Source organism: Brevibacterium yomogidense, assembly GCF_016107685.1.
Taxonomy (GTDB): domain Bacteria; phylum Actinomycetota; class Actinomycetes; order Actinomycetales; family Brevibacteriaceae; genus Brevibacterium; species Brevibacterium yomogidense.
Genome location: NZ_JABASY010000003.1, coordinates 1 through 14,777 on the forward strand (window position 1 = coordinate 1; position 14,777 = coordinate 14,777).

At 69.2% G+C, this 14,777-nt stretch carries 13 protein-coding genes; 3 read left to right on the forward strand and 10 right to left on the reverse strand.

The annotated features are described in order from the left end of the window. Positions 1-471: 471 nt before the first annotated feature. From JFC09_RS08470 to argC, 10 genes are all read right to left on the reverse strand, one after another. Entirely contained in the window at positions 472-1,557 is a 1,086-nt protein-coding gene (locus tag JFC09_RS08470) for a CPBP family intramembrane glutamic endopeptidase (protein WP_198393596.1), read from the reverse strand. Positions 1,558-1,687: 130 nt separating this feature from the next. Continuing rightward, the gene (tyrS, locus tag JFC09_RS08475) at positions 1,688-2,977 is read right to left on the reverse strand and encodes a tyrosine--tRNA ligase (protein ID WP_198393597.1); all 1,290 of its coding nucleotides are present in this window, start codon (positions 2,975-2,977) and stop codon (positions 1,688-1,690) included. Between the two features lie 140 nt (positions 2,978-3,117). After that, positions 3,118-4,524 carry an argininosuccinate lyase gene (gene argH / locus JFC09_RS08480; RefSeq protein WP_198394027.1) on the reverse strand — a complete coding sequence of 469 codons (1,407 nt, stop codon included), beginning with the start codon at positions 4,522-4,524 and terminating at the stop codon, positions 3,118-3,120. A 68-nt stretch (positions 4,525-4,592) separates the two neighbouring features. After that, positions 4,593-5,807 carry an argininosuccinate synthase gene (locus JFC09_RS08485; protein WP_198393598.1) on the reverse strand — a complete coding sequence of 405 codons (1,215 nt, stop codon included), beginning with the start codon at positions 5,805-5,807 and terminating at the stop codon, positions 4,593-4,595. Positions 5,808-5,896: 89 nt separating this feature from the next. After that, the gene (locus JFC09_RS08490; RefSeq protein ID WP_198393599.1) at positions 5,897-6,457 is read right to left on the reverse strand and encodes an arginine repressor; all 561 of its coding nucleotides are present in this window, start codon (positions 6,455-6,457) and stop codon (positions 5,897-5,899) included. Further along, on the reverse strand, positions 6,439-7,374 hold the full coding sequence (gene argF, locus JFC09_RS08495) for an ornithine carbamoyltransferase (RefSeq protein ID WP_198393600.1): 936 nt from the start codon (positions 7,372-7,374) through the stop codon (positions 6,439-6,441). Before argF ends, JFC09_RS08490 begins: the two co-directional genes overlap by 19 nt. After that, the gene (locus tag JFC09_RS08500) at positions 7,371-8,591 is read right to left on the reverse strand and encodes an acetylornithine transaminase (protein WP_198393601.1); all 1,221 of its coding nucleotides are present in this window, start codon (positions 8,589-8,591) and stop codon (positions 7,371-7,373) included. The genes argF and JFC09_RS08500 overlap by 4 nt, the downstream gene beginning before the upstream one ends. Further along, complete coding sequence (argB, locus tag JFC09_RS08505) at positions 8,588-9,541, reverse strand: acetylglutamate kinase (RefSeq protein WP_198393602.1); 954 nt, start codon at positions 9,539-9,541, stop codon at positions 8,588-8,590. The genes JFC09_RS08500 and argB overlap by 4 nt, the downstream gene beginning before the upstream one ends. Beyond that, positions 9,538-10,701, reverse strand: coding sequence for a bifunctional glutamate N-acetyltransferase/amino-acid acetyltransferase ArgJ (argJ, locus tag JFC09_RS08510; protein ID WP_198393603.1), 1,164 nt, complete (start codon positions 10,699-10,701; stop codon positions 9,538-9,540). Before argJ ends, argB begins: the two co-directional genes overlap by 4 nt. Next, positions 10,698-11,792: an N-acetyl-gamma-glutamyl-phosphate reductase gene (gene argC, locus JFC09_RS08515; RefSeq protein ID WP_232483376.1), complete on the reverse strand. Its 1,095-nt coding sequence runs from the start codon at positions 11,790-11,792 to the stop codon at positions 10,698-10,700. The genes argJ and argC overlap by 4 nt, the downstream gene beginning before the upstream one ends. A 140-nt stretch (positions 11,793-11,932) precedes the next feature. Between argC and JFC09_RS08520 the strand changes: the two genes are divergently transcribed. The 3 genes from JFC09_RS08520 to JFC09_RS08530 all read left to right on the forward strand — a co-directional run bounded on the left by JFC09_RS08520 (position 11,933) and on the right by JFC09_RS08530 (position 14,772). After that, a complete protein-coding gene (locus JFC09_RS08520; RefSeq protein WP_198394028.1) occupies positions 11,933-12,913 on the forward strand; it encodes a quinone oxidoreductase family protein in 981 nt (326 codons plus the stop codon). Positions 12,914-13,126: 213 nt separating this feature from the next. Beyond that, positions 13,127-14,092, forward strand: a complete 966-nt coding sequence (locus JFC09_RS08525) for a methionine ABC transporter ATP-binding protein (RefSeq protein ID WP_198393605.1) — start codon at positions 13,127-13,129, stop codon at positions 14,090-14,092. Beyond that, the gene (locus JFC09_RS08530; protein ID WP_198393606.1) at positions 14,089-14,772 is read left to right on the forward strand and encodes a methionine ABC transporter permease; all 684 of its coding nucleotides are present in this window, start codon (positions 14,089-14,091) and stop codon (positions 14,770-14,772) included. Before JFC09_RS08525 ends, JFC09_RS08530 begins: the two co-directional genes overlap by 4 nt. Positions 14,773-14,777: the final 5 nt, after the last annotated feature.

The window sequence follows — 14,777 nt, forward strand, 5'->3', positions numbered from 1 at the left end:
TTCTCAAAGAACAGACACACAAACCGCTCACACCAGAACACACAGTCCCAGCACTCACCGAAAGGCGCTCATCACCACAAATTATGCGCCACCCACACGGCATGAACCAGACGTTTCCGTCCCGCTCACCCTCAGGGCAACGAGTGTTAACTCTATACTCACTCGAACCCGCCACGCAAACCACTTCTCAGTGACCTGCGCCACACGCTGCGACCCGGCAACAATCCGCTGCTGATCCAGATAATCGAGTGAACCTGTTGCCGACTGCCGTTCCAGTGGTACCAGGCGACTACGGTTCGTATACGACCGGCCGTCCTGTTCTCTTCGGTGTTCCCGCCGAGCAACAGATATAAATCTATGTCATCCCACCCGAACACGCAAATCAGAACCCTATGGCACCCATCACAGGTGGTTGGCAGCACCGCTGACCGGCCGGGTGCTGGGTCTCTGCAAGCCACGTGCCCGTGCGGTTCACGACGCCGTGTCGAGTCCCCTCCTCCGTGCGAAGGCCCCGAGGAGGACTGCGCCGGTCACACCGAACACGATCCACCCGGCGACGCCGAGCGGCCCGGCGGTCGCGCCATCGACATCCGGTGAGGCGGACAGGAGCAGGTAGAGGCCGGCGGATGCGTTGAGTGCACCGTGCGCGAAGATCGCCGGCCACACCGTCCCACTCCTCACCCGCAGCCATGACAGCCACGCACCTGCGGCGACACAGCCGGCGATCATGAGGAGCACTCCCCCTGCGTGGGGACGGGCGAAGTTGTACCCCAGGAGGATGAGGGGCGCGTGCCACAGTCCCCACACGACTCCGGACGCGAGAACCGCAGCTGGGGTCCCCCACAGTCGGATCAGCCGTGGCAGCAGGTATCCCCGCCAGCCGATCTCCTCACCCGCGGCGAGCAGTCCGTTGGGCAGCACCGCTGCGAACGGGATGGCCGCCACCTGGAGGAGGAAGAGAACCAGGACGGGGATCCCGGATACTGCCGCCGACGGGGCGAGTGCCGGAATGCTCGTGTCGAGGTCGAGGAACCCCAGGGCTGCGGCCACTGCGACGGTGAGGGCGACGAGCACCGGGGTGGCAATGATCGCGATGCCGCTCCACAGCAGGATCACGACCACCGGGTGCAGCCCGCGCGCGCTGCGCACGGTGAACCCCAGCACGCGGAACATCCGCCGGAAGCGGACTCCGTCGACCCATCGCACGGAGAGCCACGCGGCGACCGCCGGGGTGAGCATCATCGCCGTGGGGAAGAGCTGGAGGAGCAGGAGCCTCACGATCTCGTCGGGAGAGGGAACGGCTTCCGGATCTCCTCCCGACAGTGCGGACATCGCGGCGTCGGCGTCCGCACCCGGCTCCCCGTACACGGGGTCGCCCTCCACGAGGATCCAGAGCGGCAGCATCACGATCCATGCGAGAGCCAGCGCCAGCAGGGTGAACACCGCTGCGCCCCGCAGGTCGCCCGACTGTGAAGAACCGCGCGCCGTCCCACTGCGCGCCGCAGTGTGGCCCGGGCGGGCCACATGGCTGTCTTCCGTCTGTCCGTCCATCGCCATACCGCGCACGCTACCTGTTCTCTTCCGGTGACCGTGGGGTGGACGCGGAGATCGATCCGGCGCGGCAGAGGAAAGGCCCCGGTCGGATCCTCGGGAGGATCCGACCGGGGCCTTCTCGGCAGGAAGCGGCTCAGTCGCGCGTGATCGTGAGCGCGCCCAGCGTCTTCTTGCCGCGACGCAGGACGATGACGCCGTTCGTGCCGGCGTCCAGGACGTCGGCCTGGGTGACGACTGCGTCCTCGCCCTCAGCCTTCGCGTTGTTGACGTACGCTCCGCCTTCGCGCAGTGCACGTCGCCCCTCGGACTTCGACTTGACGATGCCGGCAAGTGCCAGGGCGTCGGCGACGGGCAGCCCCTCTTCGAGGGCAGCGGCACTCACCTCGCCGTGCGGCAGCTCTGCGGTGGCAGCTCCCAGCGTGCCGCCGTCGATGCCTCGCAGTTCCCCACCACGGAACAGTGCGTCCGCCGCCGCGAACGCCTGTGTGGCGTGCTCCGCTCCGTGCACCATCGTCGTCACTTCCTCCGCGAGGGCCTTCTGTGCGATGCGGGTGTGCGGCGCCTCTTCGAAGCGGACACGGATGTCCTCGATCTCCTCGAGCGAGCGGAAGGAGAAGACGCGGAGGTACTTGACGACGTCCCGGTCGTCCGCGTTGAGCCAGAACTGGCTGAACGCGTAAGGGCTCGTCAGCGCCGGATCCAGCCAGACCGTGCCCGATTCCGTCTTGCCGAATTTCGTTCCGTCCGCCTTCGTGATGAGCGGTGTCGCCATCGCGTGGACCGTCTTCTGCTCCACACGGCGGATGAGGTCCGTCCCGGACGTGAGGTTGCCCCACTGGTCCGAACCGCCCGTCTGCATCGTGATGCCGTGGCGGCGGTGGAGCTCGAGGAAGTCGTTCCCCTGGAGGATCTGGTAGGAGAACTCCGTGAAGGAGATCCCGTGCTCACTGTTCAGACGGGTCGCCACCGTCTCCTTCGCGAGCATCCGGTTGACGGAGAAGTGCTTGCCGATGTCCCGGAGGAAGTCGAGCGCGCTCAGGCCACCGGTCCAGTCGAGGTTGTTGACCATCTGCGCGGCGACCGGGCCCTCGAAGTCCAGGAACCGTTCGATCTGGGAGCGGATGCTGTCCACCCAGCCGTCGACCACTTCGCGCGTGTTGAGCGTCCGCTCACCCGACATGCGGGGATCCCCGATGAGACCCGTCGCGCCTCCGACCAGGGCGAACGGCTGGTGGCCCGCATCCTGCAGCCGCTTCGCGGTGAGGATCTGCACGAGGTTGCCCATGTGCAGGCTGGGCGCGGTGGGGTCGAAGCCCACATAGAACCGGACCGTCTCCTCCGTGAGTGCCCTGCGCAAGGCGTCTTCGTCGGTGGACAGCGCCACAAGATTCCTGGCCTGCAGCTCGCTGAGGATATCGGTCACAGCTTTCCTTTCCTACACAGGCGCCTTCCGCCCCAGCAGCCGAGTCCCGGCCGGGTCGCAGTCGCACACCGCCAGACAGTTTAACCGCCCGCCGGACGCCTTCTCGCAGGCGTCCGGCGGGCGCACCCGCTCACCAGCGATCAGACGAGCCGCTGGGACGCGAACTCACGCAGCCGCGCGGATTCCTTCCGTGCGTTCGTGAGCTGCGAGGCGACCGCGCTGCGGGCCGTGCCGCCCTTCGCGCTGCGCGAATCGATCGAACCGCGAGTCGTGAGGACCTCGCGCACTCCCGGGGTGAAGTGCTCGGAGATGCCCGCGTAGTCCTCGTCGGTCAGATCCCACAGTTCGGCATCACGGGATTCGGCCAGGCGCACGGCCTCGCCGGACAGCTCATGGGCCACCCGGAAGGGCACGCCCTGGCGGACGAGCCATTCCGCGACGTCCGTCGCCAGCGCGAATCCCCGCGGAGCCAGGTGCTCCATCCGCTCCACGTTGAACACGAGCGTCGAGACCATGCCCGTGAACGCGGGCAGCAGCAGCTCGAGTGTGTCCGACGCGTCGAACACCGGCTCCTTGTCCTCCTGGAGGTCCCGGTTGTAGGCCAGCGGCATCGCCTTGAGCGTCGCGAGCAGACCGGTGAGGTCGCCGATGAGGCGACCGGACTTGCCGCGCGTGAGCTCTGCGACGTCCGGGTTCTTCTTCTGGGGCATGATCGACGATCCGGTGGAGAAGGCGTCGTCGAGGGTGACGAAGGAGAACTCCTTCGTCGCCCACACGATGATCTCCTCGCTGAGCCGGGAGAGGTCGACGCCGATCATCGCGGCGACGAACGCGAACTCCGCGAAGACGTCGCGCGACGCGGTGCCGTCGATCGAGTTCTCGACGGAGTCCTCGAACCCCAGTTCCCGCGCGACCGCCTGCGGATCGAGGCCCAGTGACGACCCGGCGAGTGCCCCGGACCCGTACGGGGACACTGCGAGCCGGGCGTCGAGGTCGACGAGCCGCTCGACGTCGCGCAGCAGCGGCCACGCGTGCGCCAGCAGGTGGTGGCCCAGCAGCACCGGCTGGGCGTGCTGCAGGTGCGTGCGCCCCGGCATCGCCGCATCCGCGTGCGCTTCCGCCTGACCGATGAGTGCGTCGACGCTGTCGAGCACGAGACCCGCGATCACGCGGGCGTGATCACGCAGGTACATCCGGCCGAAGGTCGCGATCTGGTCGTTCCTCGACCGCCCGGCGCGCAGCCTGCCTCCCAGCTCCGTTCCCGCGACCTCCATGAGTCCGCGTTCCAGGGCCGAATGCACGTCCTCGTCGTCCTGCGCGGGCAGGAATTCGCCCGCGACGACGCGGCGCTCGAGCTCGTCGAGCGCCGCGATCATCGCGGTGAGGTCGGAATCCGTCAGCAGGCCCGCACGGGACAGGACCCGTGCGTGGGCGCGGGACGCCGCGAGGTCGTAGCGGGCCAGTCGCCAGTCGAAGTCCGTGGACTTCGACAGCTGCGCGAGCGCATCGGCCGGTCCGGAGGCGAACCGTCCGCCCCACAGCGCCACCCGCTCGGACTCCTCCGACGGAGCGCCGTCTCCCCTGCCCCCCGCGTCCGCGGGGGTCGACTGTCCGGTCACTTCAGCTTGTCCTTGCCGAACTTCACGTCGCGTGCCGCGGCCTGCTTCGACGAGAGGCCGAAGATGTCGATGAAGCCGCGCGCCGCGGACTGGTCGAACGTCTGGCCCTCGTCGTAGGTGGCGAGGCCGAAGTCGTAGAGCGTCGTCTCGGAGCGGCGCCCTTCCACGGTCGCGCGCCCGCCGTGCAGCACCATCCGGATCTCACCGGAGACGTACTCCTGCGAGGCTTCGATGAAGGAATCGAGGTTCTGCTTGAGCGGGGAGAACCACTGGCCGTCGTACACGAGTTCGGTCCACCGCTGATCGACGAGCTTCTTGAAGCGGGCCTGCTCGCGCTCGAGCGTGATGTTCTCCAGTTCGCGGTGCGCCGCGATGAGGGTCATCGCGCCGGGCGCTTCGTACACCTCGCGGGACTTGATGCCGACCAGCCGGTCCTCGACGATGTCGATCCGGCCGATGCCCTGGGCACCCGCCCGCGTGTTGAGCTCCATGATCGCCTCGAGCGGCGTGACGGCGCGGCCGTCGATCTTCGTCGGGATGCCCTTCTCGAAGGTGAGCGTCACCTCGTCGGCCGGCGGCGGGAACGCCGGGTCGTCGGTGTACTCGTAGACGTCCTTCGTGGGGCTGTTCCAGATGTCCTCGAGGAAGCCGGTCTCCACAGCGCGTCCCCACACGTTCTGGTCGACGGAGAAGGGATTCGACTTCGTCGTGACGATCGGCAGGTCGTTGCGCTCCGCGTACTCGATCGCAGCTTCCCGGGTGAGCGCGAGGTCACGGACGGGTGCGATGCACGTGAGGTCGGGAGCGAGCGAGGTGAGCGAGACCTCGAATCGGACCTGGTCGTTGCCCTTGCCCGTGCAGCCGTGGGCGACCGTGCTCGCACCGAACTGCCGTGCCGCGCGCACCAGGTGCTTCGTGATGATCGGGCGGGACAGCGCGGACACGTTGGGGTACGCGTCCATGTACAGCGTGTTGGCCTTGAGGCCGGGCATGCAGTACTCGTTGGCGAACTCGTCGCGGGCGTCGGCGACGTACGCCTCGACGGCACCGCAGTCAAGCGCCCGCTGGCGGATGGTCTCGAGGTCTTCGCCGTCCTGGCCGACGTCGACGGCCATGGCCACGACCTCGGCTCCGGTGGCCTCCTGGATCCAGCCGATCGCGACGGAGGTGTCGAGTCCTCCCGAGTAGGCGAGGACGATCCTGTCAGTCATGAGTCTGTTCTCCTTGTGTCGGGTGCGCGTCGAACGACTGCGCTCTGTGGTTCAGTGTGAAGCATGGGGGCCTGCCCGTGCGCGGACGGTCAGGTCGGCGCGTCCGTGTCGCCCGTCGTGTCGTCCTCCTCGGCAGTGCCCGCGGCGACGTGTCCGGCGAGCTCGAGGAAGAGCCGGGCGATGCGCTTGCCGCCCACGTCCGCCGCCGCGATGACGAGGACTGTGTCGTCTCCGGCGATCGACCCGATGACGCCGCCGACGACGGAGCGGTCGATCGCGCTGGCCAGGTACTGCGCGGCGCCGGGCGGTGTCCGCAGGACGACGAGGTTGTCCGAGTGGACGGCGCTCACCAGCACCTCCTCCAGCAGTCGCTGGAGGCGGGCATCGAAGACGTCCTCCCCCTGCGCGGAGAAGAGGGATGCCCGGTCGCCGCCCTCGCCGGGCACCGCATACACCGCGCCCGAGGCGCCGCGCACCTTGACGGCCCCGATCTCACCGAGGTCCCGGGACAGGGTGGCCTGGGTGACGGTGACGCCCATCGAGGACAGGCGAGTGGCCAGTTCGGACTGCGACGCGATCGGCTGTCGTTCGATGAGCGAGACGATGAGCTGCTGCCTGGCAGTCTTCGTCGTCAGCTGTTCAGGAGCCATGTCAGCAGCGCCTTCTGTGCGTGTAGTCGGTTCTCCGCCTCGTCGAACACGACGGAGGCGGGGCCGTCGATGACGGGGGCGGCGACCTCCTTGCCGCGGTATGCGGGCAGGCAGTGGAGGAAGATCGGGTCGTCGCCACGGCTCATGAGCTCGTCCGTCACCTGGTAGGCGGTGAAGGGGGAGCTCTCGTCGTCGCGGCCGTCCGCGTCCTGACCCATCGACACCCACGTGTCGGTCACGAGCACCTGCGCGCCGTCCGCCGCGGCGACGGGGTCGTCCGTCACGGTGAGCGAGCCGCCGGTGCGGACCGCGAGCTCTTCGGCCTCGGCGAGGATCCCCGCATCAGGCTGGAAGCCTGAGGGTGCCGCGATCCGCACGTGCATGCCCGCGTTCACACCGCCCAGCGCGTACGAATTGGCCATGTTGTTCGCGCCGTCGCCGTAGTAGCTCATCGTGAGCCCGGCCAGCCCGTTGCCCTCACCGGTCCCCCGGTGCTCACGGATCGTCACGAGGTCCGCGAGGATCTGGCAGGGGTGGAAGTCGTCCGACAGCGCATTGACGACGGGGACGGACGAGTGCTCCGCCATCTCCTCGAGACCTGCCTGCGCGAACGTGCGCCACACGATCGCGGAGACCATCCGTTCGAGCACGCGCGCGGTGTCCGCGATCGACTCCTTGTGCCCCAGCTGGCTCTCCCCAGGATTCACGATGAGAGGGGCCCCGCCCAGCTGGCTGATCCCGGCGGCGAAGCTCACGCGGGTGCGCGTCGACGTCTTGTCGAAGAACACCGCGACGGTCTGTGGCCCTTCGAGGGGGCGGGCCGAGTAGGGGTCGGCCTTGAGCTCGACGGCGAGGTCGAGCACCTCTGTGAGCTCGTCGGGAGTGAGGTCCGTGTCCTTGAGGAAATGGCGGGTCATGCTCGTCCTTCCGGGGCTGCTGAGGCCTGGGCCGCGGCTGTGAGGAGACCGGGCAGTGCGTCGGCGAAGTCCAGCAGCTGGTCGTCGGTGATGATGAGGGGCGGTGCGATCCGCAGGCGGGTCTCCGTCACGGGATTCACGATGAAGCCCGCTTCGAGTGCCGCGGTCGTCACGTCCTTCGCGGACCCGTCGCGCAGTTCGAGGCCCAGGAGCAGTCCGGTGCCGGACACCTCCGTGACCTCGGCCAGCGCTGAGAAGCGTTCGCGTGCCCGCTCTCCCAGCGCCGCTGCGTGGTCGACGAGCCCGTCAGCCGCGAGTGTGTCGAGCACCGCGAGGGACACCGCGGTCGCGAGCGGGTTGCCGGAGTACGTCGAGCCGTGCTGACCCGGCTGCAGCAGCTGCGTGACGGAACGGCCGAACATGAGCGTCGCTCCGATCGGCATTCCTCCGCCCAGCCCCTTCGCGAGGGTGACGACGTCGGGGACGATCCCCTCCCCGAGCTCCGGGTGCTGGAAGGCGAACCACGCGCCGGTGCGGCCGATCCCGGTCTGCACCTCGTCGAGCACCAGGAGGGCGCCGACGGCGATCGTCGCCTCACGTGCCGCACTCAGGTAGCCCGTGGGATGGTGACGGACGCCCGACTCCCCCTGGATCGGTTCGAGGATGACCGCTGCGGTGTCCGTGTCGACCGCTGCGCGCAGGGCCGCCTCGTCTCCGAACGGGACATGCACGACACCGGGAACACCCGGTTCGAACGGTTCCCGGTACGCAGCCTTCGACGTGAGCGCGAGGGCACCCATGGTGCGTCCGTGGAACGACCCCTCCACCGCCACGATCTTCGACCGCCCGGTGCGGCGGGTGATCTTCAGCGCCGCCTCGTTCGCCTCCGCACCGGAGTTCGAGAAGTAGACGCTCGAGCCTTCCGGTGCCTCCGCGAGTGCGAGCACCCGTTCCGCCAGCGCGATCTGCGGCGGGGAGGCGAAGAAGTTCGAGATGTGGCCCAGCGTGCCCGCCTGCCGGGTGAGGGCCTCGACGATCGCCGGGTGGGCATGGCCCAGGGCGTTCACCGCGATGCCCGCGAGCAGGTCGGTGTACCGCTTCCCCGTCTCGTCCCACACGTGGACGCCCTCGCCCCGCACCAGCAGGCGCTGCGGCCGTCCGAGCGCGGGGAGGATCGAGGCGGAGTGGTGGTTGCGCCAGTCGCTCAGGTCGTTCATGCGGGTCCTCCCATGGTGTTCTCGAGTGCGTCCGGGTCTGCGCTCACCATCGTGCCGATGCCTTCGGTCGTGAAGATCTCCAGCAGGATCGAATGCTCGACGCGTCCGTCCACGATGTGCGCGTGGCCCACGCCAGATTCCACGGCCTCCAGGGCCGCTGTCATCTTGGGGATCATGCCTGCATCGAGCACAGGCAGGAGCTCCCGCAGCTCGTCGGTCGAGATCTGCGAGATGAGGCTGTCCGCGTCCGGCCAGTTCCGGTAGAGGCCCGCCACGTCGGTGAGCATGACGAGCTTGTCCGCGCGCATGTGGCGGGCGATCGCGGCGGCGGCGAGGTCCGCGTTGACGTTGAGGGGCTTGCCCGGTTCACCGCCCAGTTCGCTCGCGATCGAGCAGACGACGGGGACGCGGCCCGCGTCGAGCAGTTCGTGCAGGAGATCCGTCGACACCCGTTCGACCTCTCCCACCCGTCCCAGCCCGACGACTTCCCCGTCGACAACGACCTGTGCGGGATGGGCGAGCAGGAGGTCTCCGTCCTCCCCGGACAGTCCCACAGCAGAGCTGCCGTTCTGGTTGATGCGGGCGACGATGTCGCGGTTGACGTGGCCGGACAGCACCATGCGCGCCACGTGGGCTGCTTCTTCGCTGGTGACGCGCTGGCCGGCGCGGAACTCGCTGCTGATCCCCAGCCGGTCGAGCATCGAGGAGATCTGCGGTCCCCCACCGTGGACGACGATGGGGCGGATCCCCGCGAACCGCAGGAACGCGATGTCGTCCGCGAAGGCCTGCTGGAGCTCCGGGCTCACCATCGCGTTGCCGCCGTACTTGATGACGATCGTCGCACCCGCGAAGGTCTTGATCCAGGGCAGGGCCTCCGTGAGGACGTCCGCCTTCGCCTGGGCCTGGGCGAGCCGCTGAGCGGGGGTCGTCTGGTCTGCTGTGCTGTTCATGTGGAGTACGCGCTGTTCTCTTCGACGTAGTCGTGGGTGAGGTCGGACGTCCACACGGTCGCTGCGGAGTCGCCTGACTTCAGGTCGATGTCGACGGTCACCTCGCGGGTGAAGACGACGGCCGTCGGGTCCTCGTCCGGGGTGGAGTCCGTGCAGACGCGCACCCCGTTGATGGTCACGTCGATGCATGCCGGATCGAAGGCGGCGTCCGTGGTGCCCACCTGGGCGACGACGCGACCCCAGTTGGGGTCCTCCCCGAAGATCGCGGCCTTGAAGAGGTTGGAGCGGGCCACGGAGCGGCTCACCGTGACGGCGTCGTCGACGCTCGCGGCTCCGGTCGTCGTGATCGCGATGTCGTGGTGGGCACCTTCGGCATCGACGTGCAGCTGCCGCATGAGGTCGAGGCACGCGTCGGTGAGGAGGTCCGTGAAGTCCGCTTCTTCGGGGGTGACGCCGGAGGCACCGGAGGCCATGAGGATCACGGTGTCGTTCGTCGACATGCAGCCGTCGGTGTCCAGCCGGTCGAAGGACTGCGCGGTCGCAGCGCGCAGCGCGCGGTCCAGCGCTTCGGCCGGCAGCGCGGCGTCCGTCGTCACGACGACCAGCATCGTCGCGAGCCCGGGCGCGAGCATGCCCGCGCCCTTCGCCATCCCGCCCAGCCGGTACCCGTCCGTGCCGGTGCGCTCCACCGTCTTCGCGACGGTGTCCGTCGTCATGATCGCTTCCGCGGCGGTCCGCCCGTCCTGCGCCGCCGCGCCGGCGGCCTCGACGAGCTGCGGCAGCCCACCGACGATCCGGTCGCGGAAGTCCTGTCCGCCCACCCCGATGAGGCCGGTGGAGCAGATGAGGACGTCCTCGGCGCGGACGTCGAGCAGCTCCGCGGTCCTCTCCGCGGTGAGGCGGGAGGTCTCGAAGCCGAACGCGCCGGTGTAGCAGTTCGCCCCGCCGGAATTGAGGACGACGGCGCGCGCACGGCCGTCCGCACCCGCCTGCTCCGACCAGAGGACCGGGTTCGCCTTGCAGCGGTTGGACGTGTAGACGGCGGCGACGGCGTCGGAGGGGCCGTCGTTGATGACCGCAGACAGATCGGGCGTCCGCGAGGGCTTGAGCCCGACGGTGAGCCCTGCGGCGCGGAAGCCGGTGGGATGGGTGACCGTCATGGTGCGACTCCATTCACGGAGAGGGAGAGTGCTTCGTCGAGCCCGAGCGCTAGGTGGGCGGACTGGAGAGCCTGCCCGGCGGTGCCGCGGACGAGGTTGTCGAGCGCGACCGTCACGAGCACGGTGCCGGCCCGCTCGTCGACCGCCCACTGGATCTGGGCGCTGTTCGAACCCGTGACGGAGGCGGTGCGCGGCCACTGGCCGTCCGGCAGGACGGAGACGAACGGTTCGTCCGCATAGGCAGCGGCGAACGCGTCCGCGGCAGCGACTGCGGCCTCGGCGGCCGGGGTTCCCGGCATCAGTGGTGCGGTGAGCGTCGCGTGGATGCCCCGGACCACGGGCACGAGGGTGGGTGTGAAGGCGATGCGGACCGCACCGTCGTGCTGGGACGCGGCATCCACCCCGAGCACGCCCGCGAGGTTCTGCTCGATCTCCGGGACGTGGCGGTGAACACCGGCCTGCCCGTACGAGCTCACGTCACCGACGATCTCCCCGGCCAGCAGGTGCGGCTTGACGGCCTTGCCGGCACCGGAGACGCCGTTGGCGAGCGTCGCGGTGAGGCGCGTCGCGTCGATCAGCCCGGCCCGGACCAGCGGCTGGAAGCCCAGCGTCACCGCGGTGACGTTGCAGCCCGGGACAGCGATACGCGTCGACTCGCGCAGCACGTCGCGCTGCTTCGATCCGTCCGCACGCAGCAGCTCCGGCAGCCCATAATCCCACGTCCCCTGGTGCTCACTGCCGTAGAATCGCCTCCACGCGGCGGCGTCCGTGAGCCTGTGGTCGGCAGCGAGGTCGAGGATGAGCGTTCCGGGGCTCGTCTTCTCCAGCTCCGCCGCGATCGCGCCGGACGCGCCGTGCGGGAGCGCGAGGACGACGACGTCGTGTCCCGCCAGCGCCTCCGCCGTGGACGGCCGGATCTCGAGGTCCGCGAAGGTCGCGAGGTGCGGCTGATGCAGCCCCAGACGGTCGCCGGCGGTCGAATGGCCTGCAGCCGTGGTCACCCGCAGGCGGGGATGGCCAGCCAGCAGCCGGAGGACCTCGCCCCCCGCGTAGCCGGTGGCGCCGGAGACCGCGACACTGTATTCACTCATGCGAATAATCATACACGATGATGCGTGCGTATGCGCAGCGTCCGGAGCGCGAACAGTTCGCAGCCCCGGCAGGCGTCCCCGCTACGCTCGGAGTGACGGAGAAGTCACAGCGCACGCACGCGCAGAGAGAGGGACCGACGATGGTGGAAGCACACGGTGTCAGAGCGATGCGAGCAGGAGGGCCGGAGGTCCTCGAGTACGGCCCGATCGAGGTCGGTGCCCCCGGGCCGGGAGAGATCCTCGTCGAGGTGCGGGCCGCCGGGATCAACTTCATCGACACCTACCGCAGGTCCGGCGTCTACCCGATGGACTACCCCCACACGGTCGGGGTCGAGGGCTCCGGCGTCGTCGCTCAGGTGGGCGAGGGCGTCACCGCATGGAGCGCGGGCGACCGGGTCGCATGGCACGACGCTGCCGGCTCCTACGCCACGCACGTGATCGTCCGCGCGGACAAGGCGATGCGGGCGCCCGAAGGAGTCGACTTCGAGTCAGCCGCAGCGATCCCCCTGCAGGGCCTCACCGCCCAGTACCTCGTGACCGGCTCCCACCGGGTCGAACCGGGCCAGACCGCACTGGTCCATGCGGCGGCCGGAGGCGTGGGACTCCTCCTCGTCCAGCTCATCAAGCACCTGGGCGGCACCGTCATCGGCACCGTGTCCACGGAGGAGAAGGCGGAACTGGCCCGTGCCGCAGGCGCCGACCACGTGTTCCTGTACGGCGACGGCGTGGACGTCGCACAGACGGTCCTCGACCTGACGGACGGTCGCGGGGTCGACGTCGCGTACGACGGCGTCGGCAAGGACACCTTCGACGCCTCCCTCAAGGCGACTGCTGTCAGGGGCTCGGTCGTGCTGTTCGGCGGCGCTTCCGGCCAGGTCCCGCCGTTCGACATCCAGCGGCTCAACGGCGAAGGCGGCGTCTTCCTGTCCCGCCCGTCGCTCGTCTGGTTCGTCCGCACGCCGGAGGAGCTGGCAGAGCGTTCGGAGATGCTCTTCGACGGGCTGTCGAACCGCTGGCTCGACTTCCGGGTAGGACAGTCGTTCCCCCTCACGGACGCGGCAGAGGCCCACCGGGCGCTCGAGGGCCGACGGACGACCGGGAAGGTCGTCGTCACAGTCTGAGCAGGGCCGCCCTCACGGGTCGCAGCGTGAGCGTCCTCACGCGCGGACGGCGCAGTTCACGCAGGAGAACGGCGGGGCGGGGGTCCCGCCGCTCTCCTGCGCTCCGGATGTGTTGCGTTATGTGACGCCGCGTGGCCGCGCGAGTCGGCGAACCGTTCAGAATGTGGACGTTCGCCGGCGACCCCGGCACCCCGCTCGACCCGAGGACACCCGTTGATCGAACTCACAGAGCTCCGGAAGGAGTTCGCAGGCGTCACCGCTCTGGATGGCATCACCCTCTCCGTCGCAGAAGGTGAGATCCACGGGATCGTCGGTCGCTCCGGAGCCGGGAAGTCCACCCTCATCCGCTGTCTCACGGGCCTCGAGCGCTCGACGTCCGGCAGCGCGAGCATAGACGGCGTCGACATCACCGCGCTGAGCGGTGCGCGGCTGCGCGAATCCCGCCGCAGCATCGGCATGGTATTCCAGCACGCGAACCTCCTGGACTCCCGCACGGCGCTGGAGAACGTCGAACACCCCCTCCAGGTCGCCGGCATGAAGCGCGCCGAGCGTCGGTCCCGCGCACTCGAACTCCTCGACCTCGTCGGACTGACCGACCGTGCGGACAACCATCCCGCGCAGCTGTCCGGCGGGCAGCAGCAGCGCGTCGGCATCGCCCGGGCGCTCGCGAGCGAGCCGAAGATCCTGCTGTGCGATGAGCCCACAAGCGCTCTCGACACCCAGACCACAGGACAGATCCTCGGTCTCATCGCCTCTCTGCGGGACAGACTGGGGATCACGGTCCTCATCATCACGCACGAGATGTCCGTCGTCCGCGAGATCTGTGACGCGGCCACCCTGCTGGAGAACGGCGCGGTGACGCAGACCGGCTCCCTGTCCGCCATCCTCGCGGATCCGGGTTCACCGCTCGCCAAGGACCTCGTCCCACTCCCCCACGTCCCCCACGACCCGGACCGCTTCACTCTCGAGGTGGCTCTCGCGGGCACGCCGCTCACTACGGTCTTCGACCTCGCAGCACGCGCGGGAGCCCCGATCGCGTCAGTGGAATCCGGGACGCTCGAGACGATCGGCGGGTCCCAGGTGGGCCGCCTGCGCATCACGTGCACGGATCTCCGCACACGGGACGACCTCGAGACGGCACTCCGGTCGGGCGGCATCCATGTCGAGGCGGCGGCATGACCACCGACCGGCCCACCTGGTTCGAGAACCCCGCGATCCGCATCGAGCTGTGGCCCGCCCTGGGCGAGACGCTCCTCATGACCGTCTTCGCGACCGCGTTCGCGATCATCGCCGGCCTGCCGCTGGGCGTCTGGCTGTACATGACCGCGAAGGACTCCCTCACGGAGAACGCCGTCGTCTACCGGGTGGTCTCCGCGGTCGTCGACATCGGCCGCTCGATCCCGTTCATCATCCTCATGATCGCGCTCATCCCGTTCGCCCGGTTCGTCACCGGATCGGCACTGGGCTGGCAGGCGACCGTCGTCTCCCTCACGGTGAGCGCGATCCCCTTCTACGCCCGCCTCGTCGAGGCGTCACTGCGGGAAGTCGCCACCGGCAAGATCGAAGCCGTCCAGATGATGGGCGCCGGCAACTGGCAGCTGGTGCGGCAGGTCCTCGTCCCGGAGGCGCTGCCGGGCCTCGTGTCCGGTGCGACCGTGACCGCCGTAGCGCTCGTGAGCTACACGGCGATGGCCGGAGCGGTGGGCGGGGGCGGCCTGGGGGCCCTGGCGATCTCGTACGGGTACCAGCGCTACCAGACGGACACGATGCTCGCCTGCATCGTCCTCCTCGTCGCCTGCGTCGCGCTCCTCCAGCTCCTGGGCGACCTCCTCGCCAGAACCGTCGACCATCGCGCGTAGAACCG

Bases quoted from the DNA above. Each gene is read 5' to 3' on its own strand.
- JFC09_RS08470 (WP_198393596.1), bottom strand. From the start codon at position 1,557: ATGGCGATGGACGGACAGACGGAAGACAGCCATGTGGCCCGCCCGGGC.
- JFC09_RS08485 (WP_198393598.1), bottom strand. From the start codon at position 5,807: ATGACTGACAGGATCGTCCTCGCCTACTCGGGAGGACTCGACACCTCC.
- JFC09_RS08490 (WP_198393599.1), bottom strand. From the start codon at position 6,457: ATGGCTCCTGAACAGCTGACGACGAAGACTGCCAGGCAGCAGCTCATC.
- argF (WP_198393600.1), bottom strand. From the start codon at position 7,374: ATGACCCGCCATTTCCTCAAGGACACGGACCTCACTCCCGACGAGCTC.
- JFC09_RS08500 (WP_198393601.1), bottom strand. From the start codon at position 8,591: ATGAACGACCTGAGCGACTGGCGCAACCACCACTCCGCCTCGATCCTC.
- argB (WP_198393602.1), bottom strand. From the start codon at position 9,541: ATGAACAGCACAGCAGACCAGACGACCCCCGCTCAGCGGCTCGCCCAG.
- argJ (WP_198393603.1), bottom strand. From the start codon at position 10,701: ATGACGGTCACCCATCCCACCGGCTTCCGCGCCGCAGGGCTCACCGTC.
- argC (WP_232483376.1), bottom strand. From the start codon at position 11,792: ATGAGTGAATACAGTGTCGCGGTCTCCGGCGCCACCGGCTACGCGGGG.
- JFC09_RS08520 (WP_198394028.1), top strand. From the start codon at position 11,933: ATGGTGGAAGCACACGGTGTCAGAGCGATGCGAGCAGGAGGGCCGGAG.
- JFC09_RS08530 (WP_198393606.1), top strand. From the start codon at position 14,089: ATGACCACCGACCGGCCCACCTGGTTCGAGAACCCCGCGATCCGCATC.